The following is a 13,185-nucleotide window of genomic DNA, read 5'->3' on the forward strand; positions in this document are numbered from 1 at the left end:
TCCGGTAGCGGGTTGCCGTCTTTATCGATTGCATCGCGCATGGAGCGGAATTTAATCATTTTAAACGGCTTGCCATCCTTGCCCGGTCGCTCTTGGATGAAGAACACAGGCGAGCCTAAGTTTTTGCGGATGAGGTACACCAAAATCAAAAACACAGGCGACAGGATAATCAGCCCTGACGCGGAGGCAACAATGTCAAACAGGCGTTTGAAAAATTTATTCATGAGTTAATCTTTCAATCAGGTTGACGATTTTTTGATAGGCAACGTCGCGCTTGAAGCGGCGGACGATTTCTTCGGACTGAACAGGATCGTTTTTGCGCTTCAAAATATCTTTGGCGGCTTGAACGAAACCGTCCACATCGCCGGAACGGTAGTCCGCATGCGGCAGCAGGGTGAGGACTTCGGCAACTTCGTCGTTGACCTGGCTGTTCAGAATCGGTTTTTGCAAAGCCATATAGTCGGACAGTTTGTTGGTAATCGACTGCATGGCGTAAGAGTGGATGGCGTTGACGGAGATGTCGCAGCCCTTGGCGACCGACATCATTTCGGCGTAAGGAATGTAGCCGTAAAACTTGATGCCGTCGCAGGCATATTGTTTGAGCCTGTCTAAATCGGGGCCGCCGCCCATGATGTGCAACTCGACGTTTTCGCCGGCATCCAACAGCTTGCGAACGCCTTTGCACACGGTTTCCACGTCATAGCTGTAACTGAGCGTGCCCAAGTAGAAAAAGCGGGTTTTGTCGTCGCCGAAGTCTTTGGCAGGTGCGGCATCGAGTTTCGGAAAATCCGCGCCGATATAGACGACTTCGCCGGGTACGTTCGGATTGGCTTCTTTGGCGCGGTCGAGATAAGTCTGCGATACGGCAACCAGCGCGTCGGCGTAGCGGTAGGCTTGGTTGGCGCGTGAAGCAAAGGGTAGCAGGTTGTGCGGTACTTTTTTCAAAAACGGTACGACCGAGGAGAAGGACTCCGGCCATACGTCCTGCACATCGACAATCAGCTTGTAGCCCAAACGCGTTTTGTGTTTGCCCAAGAGCAGGTTGGTGGCAATCAGCGGATAGGCGGAAAAGACGACGTCTTGTTCGCCCGGACGGCAGTTTTCCAACCATTTTTCAAAATGTTTGACGAAGCGGTGATGGCTGGTCACGCGCCCTAAAGACACGTTTTTGCTGTATCCGCTTTCTTCCAGCAACATCACTTTCAGACGGCCTTGTGAGGCGGCTTCGGCATCTTCGGGCCGTCTGAAAGATTTGTCGTAGTGTTTGAAGTTGCTGGTAATCAGCAATACGTCATGCGACTGCGACAACAGCTCGGCAAGATACCAGAAGCGGTTGAAATGCGGCTCGGACGGCAGCGAGCAATAAGGGGCGACGATGGTAATGTTCATGTTTCAGACGGCCTTACATTTCGTACGCAGCCATGGTGGTGCGGTAGATTTCGTCGTCGGAGCATAGGGTTTCGACATGTTTGTGCAGGGCTTTGCCCATTTGACTGCGCAACTCTGGGTGCTTGATGAGTGTATCGACGGCTTCGATAAACGCTTCGTCATCACCGAAAGGAATGCAGTAGCCGGTTTGGCCGGTAATGACCATTTCGGAAATACCCGCCATGTTGTAGGTCACGACAGGCGTGTCGTAAAGGCCGGCTTCCAAAATATTGTTGCCGACACCTGCGCCGTGGTCGCCCACGCAATGCGGCGTGTTCACCAAAATATCGACTTCTTTGAAGTAGCCGGTCAAGTCGCGGACACCGCCGAGGAAGGTGACTTTGTCTTCAATGCCCAAACGTTTGGCTTGGGCTTTGAGGTTGTCCATTTCTTCGCCGATACCTGCAACGTTGAGGCGTACAGGCATGCCGCGGTCAACCATTTTCTTCAAAATATCCAACATCAGATGCACGGCGCGGACGGTGTCCAAACGGGAAAGCGTGCCCAGTTGGACATAGTCTTTGACCGTTTTTTCAGGAACGAAATCTGCTTTGTGCAGAGCGTTGTAAGTGTAGGTGATGCGGTTGGCAGGGAAACCGTAACGGATGAGTTTTTCGCGTTCGTGTTTGCAGTTGCCGATGATGTATACGCCCAGCTTGTCGAAAAGCTTGGCAATTTTCGGATAAGTTTCCGGATCAAGGCCGCGTGCGTGGTAGAACACTTTGGTTTTCGGCGAGGCAAACTTGGCCGCAATGGCGCAGGCCGGAACGATACGCGCCATTTGGCAGTGAATCACATCAGGTTTCTCTTTTTTCAGCAGTTTCATGTAGGCAAACATGCCTTTGATGTAACCCAAAAGCCCGCCTTGGTAAAAATCGATCGGCTGCCAACGGATGCCCAATGCTTGCGCTTCCTGAATCAAAGGGCCGTCTGAAGAGGCCAATACGATATCGTGTCCGCGTTGTTTGAGCAGGCGGCCAAGGCGGAAGGTGGCGTTTTCAGTGCCACCGAGGCCGGACATGGAGGTAGTCAGGATGATTTTCATGATGGTTTCTTCGTATCGTATAGTGTTTCGTTGTATGCGTAAGCGGCCATATCTTTCAGCTTGGGCGCAACAAATACGCTGTAAATAAAAATCAGCAGGCAGGGCAGCCAAATAAACGGCATACGCAAAATGGTGGACGGAATAAAACCGGCCAACAGGAAAATGCCCAAGGCAACCCAAGCCAAAACGCGTGATTTGCCGGTTACTGCGCGGTTTGAGGCGATGTAGAGGAAATAACACGCCACAAAGGCAATAAAGCCGAGTAAGGAAATCATGCCGAAACCCAGATATAGCTCGATGATGAAGCTGTGCGGGTTTTCAAAGCCCAAGCTGCCGCTCAAATGTCCGCCGAAATATTCGCGGAAGTTTTTAGGACCATAGCCGGTTAGCAGCAGGGGCGGATTGTTCCAGAAGTAGTTGTAAATCTCCTGACGGTAGGACACGGAGTTGTCGCTGCCCAAGTCGTACAGGAAGAGGTACACGCGGCTGGAAAAGCGTTCCAAAAACTGGTTACCGTTGAGCGACAGCAAAAATTCTGCAATCGCACGTGACGGAATCATCGACAACACCAACGCCAGCAAACCAGCGACGCCGACCGTAATAAAACCGTTTTTGCGATAGGCTGTATAAACCAACAAAATCAACAGGTAGCAGCCGATGGCGGTACGCGATACGCTGGCGAAAATGGCCATGCCCAACAGTAGGAACAAGCCCCAGCCCAGCAGTTTTTCTTTGTGTTTACGTCCTTGGAGTTGGAAGAAAAACAAAATGGCAGGCGCAAGGCAGACTGCAGTGGCGGCGAGGTTGTTCGGGTTAAAGAACAAGCCTTTGAGCGAGCCTTCATCAATAGCCAACTCATCGCTGGCACTCACAAACTGAATACCGGTGGCCAGCTCTGCAAACGGCGGTACGGCGATAAACAGCGTAAATACGATGAGGAACTTCTGAATTGTCCCCAAAGGGTCGTCGGCGCGCTTCAATACTTGGTAAAACAAGTAGAAGAAAGCCGGAACCGCCATAAAAAACAAAATATCCATGTACTGCGTCGGCGTCAGCGATGTAATGCACATGTGGATGGCAGGCCAGATGCACATGGCGGTCAGGGCGCAGAGCATGGCAAAAATCTTGCGCGGAATATGCTTGCTTTCCAGAAAAAATACGACAAAACCAAGCAGTACAAATATCAGGGTCAGCGGGTTATCGATACGCGGTACGCCGACCTTAAAGGACAGCGCAGGCCCCAGCATATAGGCTGAGAGCATGATGTATAGGATGTAAGTGTATAAGTTCAGACGTTTTATTTTCATAGTCGTTCTGTTGTTATCGTAGAGACGTGAATCTCAGGTTGGCTATTTTGCCGAACGGTTTAATTTGGCTTTGATTTTTTCGGTCGCGGCAAATAGTGCGTGTTTGTATTTTAGGAACAGGAAACCCAGTCCGACTGCCCATGCCAGCGCAAACCAAATATAGTTGTCGCGTGTACCCAGCCAAGTGTAGGCAAGGCAGATTATCAGGCAGAGCGTTGAGTTGGTATAAATCTTCAGGCGCGGCAAAGGCTGCCACAGGCGTGAAGAGAATTCGGTTTTCAAGATGAAAAACAGCCAAAAAGCCGTTGCGCTGGCCATAGCTGCACCTTTTGCACCGAATTTCGGTACCAGCAGATAGAGCAGGGCGGTATTGGCGATAAAGGCAACGATGTTGATGACGGTAATCAGCCAAGTCGAGCGGACGACGTTCAACCCGATGCCGCTGACTTCGGTCAGCGTGTAAAACAGGGGGAAGAGCATACACGAGAGCAGGATAAATTGAACCTGTGTGTATTTTTCCGGCAGTATCCAAGTCGCCATCGGCGAGAAAATCCCGATGAGGCAAATCATTGCGCTGATGAGGACGGTCATGGAAAGCGTGATGTCGCCGATTTTGTCCAGATTGGTGTTTTCTTCTACCCATTTGAACACCAAAGGCGCCCAAATGGTGGAAAACACGCTTTGGAAAATCAGGGCGACGGCGCCAAAGCTGACCGCCATCGAATAAATGCCCAATTCGTCCAAACCCGAGATGTTTTTGAGGACGAAGCGGTCAATCGAAGTCAGGCCCCAATAGGCCAAGTTGCCGAATGCCAGCGGCAGGCCGTAGCGCAGGCCGTCCCGATGTAGCTCGTACGACCATTTCGCATGGGAAACGGCTTGCAGGTCTCGGCGCAGTTGATAGATCAACAGTACAACAGTCAGCACTTGGGCGGCAGTGTAGGCAAAAACCAGCGAAGTGGTATTGGCAGGCAAGCCGGAAGCAATCACGGCAAAAACCAACACCAAAATCAAGAATTTCGGCGCAAGCTGGCTGACGGAAAAAGCCAATGCCTGCTCTTTCATCCGCAAAATCAGGGCTAAAAAACGGGTAATCAGCGTAGTGGCCAAGAAAATCAGAAAGAGAATCCCCAAATTTGCACTGGGGATGTCAAAAATGATTTCAGACGGCCATGATGCGTTTATCAGTAACACTAAAACCACAACCGCCACCGTCAGAATCAATGGCGATAAAAAAACGGATTTGAACAGCGCGGCCTTGTCTTTAACGGCGTAATAGTCGCGAATATAGGATTGGTCCAGTCCCAAGCCCAAGAGCAGAATGCTCAGTCCGGCAATGGTCTGCAAGAGTACGATACGGCCGATGTCTTCCGCAGGGAAGTACCATGAGATGAGTGGCAGGGAAAGCAGGCCGAAAGCAGCGCTTCCTACCGGGCCCAATGCGTAGCCGAGGATTTTTTTCGCGTTCATATTATTTGTTTTCAGACGGCCAGAAGTTCGAGCTGAGCGTTTTTCGTAGGGTATGTGTTGTTACCGTTGCCGGTTTGCCAAGGCCGTCTGAAAAACAAATGGCCTTGGGAAACCGGCCGCCGTCCCGGTCGGGGAAACCGGAGGCAGCCGGATGCGTCTGAAGCAAGATTATGCTTTGATGACTTTAGGATTTTTCACTGGGAATTTGCCGCGTGTATCGACAATCAGCTTGGCATTTTCGGTGATCATGTCATAGTCGAATTTGTCGTGATCGGTGGTCAGAACCACGCAGTCGTATTGGGCGACAGTTTCAGGGGTCAGCGCTTCGCTCTTCAGGTCGAAGTAGTGGTGGCCGGGGATGTGTGGGAACTCTGGAACGTGTGGGTCGGAGTAGGAAACCACTGCGCCCAGTTTGTGCAGACGGTCCATTACTTCCACAGACGGGCTTTCACGCATATCGTCTACGTTTTTCTTGTAGGCGATACCCAATACCAAGATTTTGCTGTCTTTGATAGAACGGTTGTGGTCGTTCAAAGCCAGGCCGACTTTTTCGATAACGTAGTCAGGCATGTGGGAGTTAACTTCGCCTGCCAGCTCGATGAAACGGGTGTTTACACCGTATTCGCGTGCTTTCCAAGTCAGGTAGAACGGGTCGATAGGGATACAGTGGCCGCCCAAGCCTGGACCTGGGTAATAGGCGACGAAGCCGAATGGTTTGGTCGCAGCGGCATTGATGACTTCGTGAATGTCGATGCCCATTTTGTCGGCAACAATTTTCATCTCATTCACCAAACCGATGTTTACGGCGCGGTGGATGTTTTCCAGAAGTTTGGTCAGCTCGGCCGCTTTGGTGGAGCTTACTGGAACAACTTTATCGATGGCAGGTTGGTACAGCGCAAGGCCGACTTCCAGACACGCAGGGGTATGGCCGCCGATGACTTTGGGAATGGTACGGGTTTCAAAGTTAGGGTTGCCCGGGTCTTCGCGCTCAGGAGAGTAAACCAAGAACACGTCTTGACCGACTTTCAAGCCGCCTTCTTCCATGCGCGGCAGCAATTCTTCTTCGGTAGTGCCGGGGTAGGTAGTAGATTCCAAAGACAGCACTTGACCGGCGCGCAGGTAAGGTTTTACCGCATCGGTAGTGTCAATCACAAAGCTCATGTCCGGCTCACGGTATTTGTTCAGCGGAGTCGGTACGCACAAAATGACGGCTTCTACTTCGCCAATGCGGGAGAAGTCGGTCGTTGCTTCAAACAAGCTGTTGGAAGCAGCGGCAATTTTGTCGGAAGGGATATGCTCAATGTAGCTTTCGCCTTTGTTGAGCTTGTCGACTTTGTTGGTGTCAATGTCGAACCCCAAAACTTGGTAACCGATATCCACATAGCGCAACATCAGTGGTAAACCGACGTAGCCTAAGCCAACGATGCCGATTTTTGCGGTCTTATCGGCAAATTTTTGTATCGTAACGTTTTTCATGATGTCTTTCGTTTAATGAATGAGTAAATCGGGAGTGTTTTCCCGATGCCTGAGTTGTTTGCTGCAACCGCATAGCCATAGCCGGCTGCCGTATCGTGTGAAGCCTTAAAACCATACTTATAATTACATTAGACGGAATCATAAGCACTTATCTGATTCGTCTCAATCAAAAAAGTTTAACGGTCGTTCAGACGGCCTGTAAGGTATGAAAAAGGTATTTTTGAATATTGGACTTTTAGAAATTACACTCAACTAAATGTTTTAATTTTAAATATTGTTTTGTCAAATGCATGGTTCATGAAATTAAACTACCGTTTATTCCGTTTGAAACCCTTCTAGAATAAAAACTTTTAATAAATTTTCATGGCTTAACTCATCTTAATAATTCATTCTTTCGTGATGAAAAAAAGGAAAATTTGTAGACAATCAGCTTGAGGATAGTTAACACAAGTCAAAGTTTTAAATTGGAATACGTTATAGTCATTGTAATATATTGACGAAAAAAGCACATTTATTGCTACATAAATGATAGATGTATTCTATTGAAATGGTTTAATTATTAAGTTGGGGCAATTAGGTGGATTTTTTCCGGAGAACCCATTTAATGTCCTGCCCGATGATTTCTACTGATTGACTTTGCCAAGGGCCGTCTGAAAGTAGGACGGCCGGATTTTCAGGAAGTGAGAAAAGAGGTTTGCCTACGCCTAATAGTTTTGGCGCTTGGTAGAGGACGATTTCATCCACCAAGTCATCCTTCAGGAAGGCTGAAGCAAGTGTTGAGCCGGCTTCTACCAGAACTTCGCCAAAGCCAAGTTCTGCCAGTTGCGGCATGAGGGAAAGAAGATTGATGCGGCCGTTGATGTGTTCAGACGGCCTGATGATGCGGATATGTTCAAATGCGCTTAGAGCCTGCAAACGTTGTTCGTCTGAGGAAAGGGTAACGATAACGGTCGGGCTTTCGGTATCGGTCACGAGGTGGCAGTCCAAAGGGATTTGCAGCCGGCTGTCCAAGACGATACGCGCAGGTTGGCGCAGGGTAGGGAAGCTGCGGATGTTGAGTTTCGGGTTGTCGGCAAGCACGGTACCAATACCGGTCAAAACGGCGCAACTTTCGGCACGGAGAATTTGTACGTCTTCGCGCGCTGCTTTGCCGGTAATCCAAAAGCTGCGGCCGTCTGAAAGGGCGGTTTTGCCGTCCAAACTGGCGGCGCATTTGAGGCGGATAAACGGTCTGCCACGTTCGATACGCGACAGGAAACCGCGGTTGAGCTCGCGCGCCTGCGCTTCCAACAAACCGCTTTCTGTACGGATTCCGGCGGCTTCCAGCATGGATAAGCCTTTGCCTGCGACCAATGGGTTAGGGTCGGTCATGGCGGCGACCACGCGCGTTACGCCGGAATGAACCAGCGCTTCGGCACATGGCGGTGTGCGGCCGTAATGGCTGCAAGGTTCCAGCGTGACATAGGCTGTTGCGCCTTTTGCCGCCGCTCCGGCCTGCCTCAAGGCGTGAACTTCAGCGTGCGGCTCGCCTGCTTTGACGTGGAAACCTTGTCCGACGATTTGTGCACCGTGTGCAATTACGCAACCGACGCGGGGATTGGGGGAAGTAGAAAACCGCCCAAGCTTGGCCAGCTCGAGGGCGGTTTGCATCATTTGGGTATCAAGTGCGGAAAACATGGTTTCAGACGGCCTTATTTGGCTTTACATTCGGCGATGACTTGGGTGAATTCGGAAACGTCTTTAAAGCTTTTATAGACGGACGCGAAGCGGACATAAGCAACTTGGTCGATTTTTGCCAGTTCCTCCATCGCCATTTCGCCGACGATGTGCGAAGCGACTTCTTTTTTGCCCAAACGGTAGAGGCGTTGCTCGATAAGGGCAACGGTTTCATCGATTTGTTCTTGTGTGACTGGGCGTTTGTGCAGCGCGCGCTCAAGGCTGGTCTGCAGTTTGTGCGCATTGAAGGGAACCCGTGTGCCGTTGGATTTGATGACTTGCGGCATCCGCATTTCAACGGTTTCAAAAGTGCTGAAGCGTTGTCCGCATTCCAAGCATTTGCGACGGCGGCGGATGCTGTTGGTGTCTTCCAGCCATCGCGAGTCGGTTACTTGGGTGTTGGGGTGTTGGCAAAACGGGCACTTCATCGGGTTTCCTTGTCATACGCTCGGCAAGGTCGCTAAGCAATTGAATTTATTGTTTGTGACCTATTATTGTAGCGGATTGCGCTATTTTCGTATAGTAAACGCTTTGACTATGGATTAAGTATAAAAAGGCCGTCTGAAAGGGCAACTTGAGAGAAGTTGAGCCTTTCAGACGGCCTTGAGTTTTTCAGTCAATCAACCGTTAAACCGATACGCCGACAGCACGGGCGATTTCCAAACCTTCTTCCGCACTCATATAAACCGGATTCTCGGGACGGTCGCTGCGGACGATATCGCCGTCTTGAAACATCACCAATTCATTGACTGCCAATTGCGACCAAGTTTCATCACGCGTCAGGGGCAGGGTGGCGATGACGGAAACTTTATCGTTCGGTGTGGTCACTTCTGAAAAATCGACCATCACATCATCGTCCAGCAGGCGTGCTTTGCCAAACGGGGCTTTGCGCACGATGTAGTACAGCAAGGTGCTGGCGTGGGCAAACAGGCAGTCGCCGTTGGACATCACGAAATTAAACAAGCCATAGCGGCGGATTTCATGGGTCAGGCCAGCGATGGCATCAAACAAAACTTCAGGTTCGGGTTTGGTGGCAAAGCGGCTGCGCAGGCGGTTGAGAATAAAGCAGAACGCGCGTTCGGAATCGGTCGTGCCGACGGCATGGTAGTACTCGCCCTGCTCGGGGTAAAAATCAATCAAATGGCCGTTGTGGGCAAACAGCCAATATTCGCCCCACATCTCGCGCATGAAGGGATGAGTGTTCGCCAAGGAGGTCTGGCCTTGTGAGGCCTTGCGGATATGGGCGATAACGTTTTCAGATTTGATTTGGTAGGCGCGCACCAAGTCAGCAACGGGCGAGTTGGCGCTGGGTTTGTCGTCGTGAAACAAGCGCACGCCTTTGCCTTCGAAAAAGCCGATACCGAAGCCGTCGGCGTGATGGTCGGTAATGCCGCCGCGACGGCGGAAGCCTTCAAAAGAAAACATGATGTCTGTGGGCGTGTTGCAATTCATGCCGAGCAGTTGGCACATGGTGTTAACCTTTATTTTTGGGGTATTTATAGGGTTATTATGGTGTATCGGGCAGGTAGTTTCAATATGTAGAGTGTGATATGTTTATAACTGTCTCATACTTGGCGGGCCGTCTGAAAAATTGCTGTCAAAAATTCAGACAGCCTTAAAGTGTTCCCAGACAGGGCGGCATTGTTCGGGTAAGTCGGGGCAGGTGCCGAGTATGCCGCCGCTGAAGTCATTGGGGCGGTGGAAGTCGCTGCCTGCGCTGGCAAGAAAGTCGAAGCGGTCGGCAAGCAGGGCATAGTTGAGGCGGTCGTTTTTGCAGCAGTTGCCGCTATGTACTTCAATCCCTGCGCCGCCGAGATTTTTAAATTCTTGAAACAGGTTTCGTTTGGCGGTAGCGGATAATTCATAGCGCATCGGGTGGGCAATAATGGCCATGCCGCCTGCGTCTGTAATCGCGGCTACGCAGTCTTCCAGTGTGCCCCATTCATGTCTGACGGAACAGGATTTGCCGTCGCCTAAATATTTGGTAAATGCCTGCTGTTTGTTTTTAACATGACCTTCTCGGATGAGGAATTCGGCAATATGGGTGCGGCTGGCCATTTCTTTGTTGGCGGCCAATGCCAGCGCGCCTTCATACGCGCCTGTTATGCCTTTTTTCTCCAGTTTGGCCGCGATGGCTTCTAATCGTTTCAGACGGCCTTTGCGGACTTTGGCAAGCAGGTTTTGCAGGGCTTCGTTGTATTCATCAAAGTCCAAGCCGACAATGTGGATGGTACGGCCGCGCCAAGTGACGGATATTTCTACGCCGTTGATGAAGGGGAGGCCGAGGGTATCGGCTTCGGTGCGAGCTTCGGCCAGTCCGCCGGTGTGGTCGTGGTCGGTAAGGGCGAGCAGGGTACAACCGTTTTGATGAGCGAGTCGGACAACTTCTGTTGGGGACAGCATGCCGTCTGAAACGGTTGAATGGCAGTGTAAATCAATCATGGTTTTACTTTGAATTTTCTCAAAAAAGGCCGTCTGAACGTTTCAGACGGCCTTGATTTGTTAGAACAGAGAGTCCAGTTGTTGTCTGTTGTTGCCGGTATTGCTTGGCAGAACTGGGGTTTCGTCTGATTCTTCACGGGCTGGCGCATTGCCGCTCTCGGTGCGACGGCGGTTTTCATTCGGAACCGCGCGACGGGCAGGTTGAGCGGGGCGCGGTGCAACGCCGCTGTTGTCCAAGGCTAGGTCGGAGCTGGTGGTCATGCGTTCGCGCATATACACTTCGCCACCGTTTGCAACCACGCCTTCAGGCGCTTTCATCGGTTTGACGCTGGTGCCTTTCAGGGCAAAGCGCATGTATTCTACCCAAACCGGTACGGCGATTGTACCGCCGTAGCCTGCACGGCCCATGCTGCGCGGTTTGTCAAAGCCGATATAGACGGCAGTCACAACGCTAGGGTTGAAGCCAACAAACCATGCGTCTTTGTTGTCGTTGGTGGTACCGGTTTTACCGGCGATGTCGGAGCGGCCGAGCGCGGCTGCACCGCGTGCGGTACCGACACGGACAACGTCTTGCATGATTTTGTACATGATGTAGGCGTTGCGCGGGTCAATGGCCTGAGGCGCGTTTTCACCGGCTACCAAAGGTTGCATTTGCGCTCTCAGACGGCCTTGGCTGTCGTAGATTTTGTCGATGACGTGGGCAGATACTTTGTAACCGCCGTTGGCAAAGACGCTGTAACCTTCTGCAATACGCAATGGCGTGGTTTCGCCTGTACCCAAAGCCATAGACAGGCTGGCAGGGATTTCAGACGGCTTGAAGCCAAAGCGTTGGATGTATTGTTGCGCGTAGCCGATGCCGATAGACATCAGGATGCGGATGGACACCATGTTTTTCGAAGCGGTCAAAGCCTGGCGCAGCGTGATGTAACCGGAATAGCGGCCGTCTGAATTTTTCGGGTTCCACGCTTTGCCGTTTGCACCTTTGCCCGGCAGGGAAATCGGCGCATCGTTAATCATGGTGGAAGCAGTCATGCCTTTTGCCAAAGCGGCGGAATAAACGAACGGTTTAAACGTCGAGCCGGGTTGGCGCATGGCTTGAGTTGCGCGGTTGAAGGTTTTGCTGTGGTAGTCGTAGCCGCCGACCAATGCGCGGACTGCACCAGTTTTCGCATCTAAAGACACCAATGCGCCTTGCAGCAAAGGCTCTTGAACGACGGTAAAGGTATCGCCGCTGCCTTTAACGCGGATGACGGAGCCGCGGCGGATGCGGTCTTCGCCCATTTTTTCGTTGTTGACGGCACGGGCGGCAAAGCCTAAAGCGTGGCTGTTCAGCGTGACTTTACGGCCGCTTGGCAACTGAATCTGTACACCTTTGCGAGAGGCTTCCAATACAACTGCCGGAATCATTTTATCGACGGTGTAAAGTGTAGAAAGGTATTGGCTGACGGTTTCTTCTACGTTGTCGCTTTTGCTCAGGTCGATGTAGTTTTCTGCACCGCGGTAGCTGCTGCCGCGGTCGAAATTGCGCAGGACTTTACGCAGGGCTTCGGTGGCCACGCGCTGGTGTGCGGTGTCGACGGTGGTGTATACCTTGAAGCCTTGCGTGTAGGCATCTTCGCCGTATTTCTCAAACAGCTCTTGACGCACCATTTCGGCAACGTACAGGGCGCTTTGATCGATGTTTTGTACAAAACGCTCGTAATGCAACTCTTCTTTCAAAGCCTGATCGCGTTGCTGCAGGGTAATCATGCCTTCTTCCAGCATATTGTTCAGAATATAAGCCTGACGCAGTTTGGCACGCTCAGGGTTCACAATCGGATTGTAGGCGGAAGGGGCTTTGGGCAAGCCGGCCAGCATGGCGGCTTCGGCCAATGTTAATTCATTAACATTTTTATTGAAATAAATTTGGGCGGCGGAGGCGAAACCATAAGCACGTTGACCCAAATAGATTTGGTTGAAGTACAGCTCCAAAATCTTGTCTTTGCTTAAAGACTGCTCGATTTTGTAGGCCAACAGGGCTTCGTTGAATTTACGGGTGAACGAACGCTCGCTGCTCAGGTAGAAGTTTTTGGCAACCTGTTGCGTAATCGTACTGGCGCCGGATTGAACGCCGCCGGCCATGACATTGCCGATCGCGGCACGCGCCACACCCCAAACGTCCACGCCCCAGTGGTCGTAGAAGCGTTTGTCTTCGGCGGCAATCACGGCGTCTTTCAAAATTTTCGGGAAGTCGCCGATTTTGGTAAATTCACGCCGTTGTTCGCCGTAAACGCCAATGACTTGGCCGTCTGAAGAATAAAT

General features: G+C 51.3%; 11 protein-coding genes. All 11 read right to left on the bottom strand.

Features of this window, described 5'->3' with window-relative positions:
• The coding region (locus tag ACTHSP_RS12135) for a sugar transferase (RefSeq protein WP_440346169.1) at nt 1–224 on the bottom strand (224 nt) is incomplete at its 3' end.
• The gene (locus ACTHSP_RS12140) at nt 217–1,389 is read right to left on the bottom strand and encodes a glycosyltransferase (protein WP_314512696.1); all 1,173 of its coding nucleotides are present in this window, start codon (nt 1,387–1,389) and stop codon (nt 217–219) included. The genes ACTHSP_RS12135 and ACTHSP_RS12140, both read right to left, overlap by 8 nt.
• 13 nt (nt 1,390–1,402) lie before the next feature.
• On the bottom strand, nt 1,403–2,473 hold the full coding sequence (locus ACTHSP_RS12145) for a glycosyltransferase family 4 protein (protein WP_314512698.1): 1,071 nt from the start codon (nt 2,471–2,473) through the stop codon (nt 1,403–1,405).
• Nucleotides 2,470–3,780 (bottom strand): O-antigen ligase family protein, encoded by a 1,311-nt coding sequence (locus ACTHSP_RS12150; protein WP_314512700.1) that lies wholly within the window; start codon nt 3,778–3,780, stop codon nt 2,470–2,472. Before ACTHSP_RS12150 ends, ACTHSP_RS12145 begins: the two co-directional genes overlap by 4 nt.
• A 42-nt stretch (nt 3,781–3,822) precedes the next feature.
• Complete coding sequence (locus tag ACTHSP_RS12155; protein ID WP_314512702.1) at nt 3,823–5,250, bottom strand: oligosaccharide flippase family protein; 1,428 nt, start codon at nt 5,248–5,250, stop codon at nt 3,823–3,825.
• A 168-nt stretch (nt 5,251–5,418) separates the two neighbouring features.
• Nucleotides 5,419–6,726, bottom strand: a complete 1,308-nt coding sequence (locus ACTHSP_RS12160) for a nucleotide sugar dehydrogenase (RefSeq protein ID WP_440346170.1) — start codon at nt 6,724–6,726, stop codon at nt 5,419–5,421.
• Between the two features lie 573 nt (nt 6,727–7,299).
• The gene (ribD, locus tag ACTHSP_RS12165; RefSeq protein WP_440346171.1) at nt 7,300–8,403 is read right to left on the bottom strand and encodes a bifunctional diaminohydroxyphosphoribosylaminopyrimidine deaminase/5-amino-6-(5-phosphoribosylamino)uracil reductase RibD; all 1,104 of its coding nucleotides are present in this window, start codon (nt 8,401–8,403) and stop codon (nt 7,300–7,302) included.
• Nucleotides 8,404–8,417: 14 nt separating this feature from the next.
• Nucleotides 8,418–8,870, bottom strand: coding sequence for a transcriptional regulator NrdR (gene nrdR / locus ACTHSP_RS12170; protein ID WP_004520863.1), 453 nt, complete (start codon nt 8,868–8,870; stop codon nt 8,418–8,420).
• Nucleotides 8,871–9,069: 199 nt separating this feature from the next.
• Nucleotides 9,070–9,912, bottom strand: coding sequence for a class II glutamine amidotransferase (locus ACTHSP_RS12175; RefSeq protein ID WP_440346172.1), 843 nt, complete (start codon nt 9,910–9,912; stop codon nt 9,070–9,072).
• Between the two features lie 135 nt (nt 9,913–10,047).
• Nucleotides 10,048–10,884 carry a PHP domain-containing protein gene (locus tag ACTHSP_RS12180; protein ID WP_440346173.1) on the bottom strand — a complete coding sequence of 279 codons (837 nt, stop codon included), beginning with the start codon at nt 10,882–10,884 and terminating at the stop codon, nt 10,048–10,050.
• 60 nt (nt 10,885–10,944) lie between these two features.
• A partial coding sequence (locus ACTHSP_RS12185; RefSeq protein WP_440346174.1) for a penicillin-binding protein 1A occupies nt 10,945–13,185 on the bottom strand: 2,241 nt, incomplete at its 5' end.

The organism is Neisseria sp. P0001.S005 (genome assembly GCF_051963715.1).

Bases quoted from the DNA above. Each gene is read 5' to 3' on its own strand.
- ACTHSP_RS12140 (WP_314512696.1), bottom strand. From the start codon at position 1,389: ATGAACATTACCATCGTCGCCCCTTATTGCTCGCTGCCGTCCGAGCCG.
- ACTHSP_RS12145 (WP_314512698.1), bottom strand. From the start codon at position 2,473: ATGAAAATCATCCTGACTACCTCCATGTCCGGCCTCGGTGGCACTGAA.
- ACTHSP_RS12150 (WP_314512700.1), bottom strand. From the start codon at position 3,780: ATGAAAATAAAACGTCTGAACTTATACACTTACATCCTATACATCATG.
- ACTHSP_RS12155 (WP_314512702.1), bottom strand. From the start codon at position 5,250: ATGAACGCGAAAAAAATCCTCGGCTACGCATTGGGCCCGGTAGGAAGC.
- ACTHSP_RS12160 (WP_440346170.1), bottom strand. From the start codon at position 6,726: ATGAAAAACGTTACGATACAAAAATTTGCCGATAAGACCGCAAAAATC.
- ribD (WP_440346171.1), bottom strand. From the start codon at position 8,403: ATGTTTTCCGCACTTGATACCCAAATGATGCAAACCGCCCTCGAGCTG.
- nrdR (WP_004520863.1), bottom strand. From the start codon at position 8,870: ATGAAGTGCCCGTTTTGCCAACACCCCAACACCCAAGTAACCGACTCG.
- ACTHSP_RS12175 (WP_440346172.1), bottom strand. From the start codon at position 9,912: ATGTGCCAACTGCTCGGCATGAATTGCAACACGCCCACAGACATCATG.
- ACTHSP_RS12180 (WP_440346173.1), bottom strand. From the start codon at position 10,884: ATGATTGATTTACACTGCCATTCAACCGTTTCAGACGGCATGCTGTCC.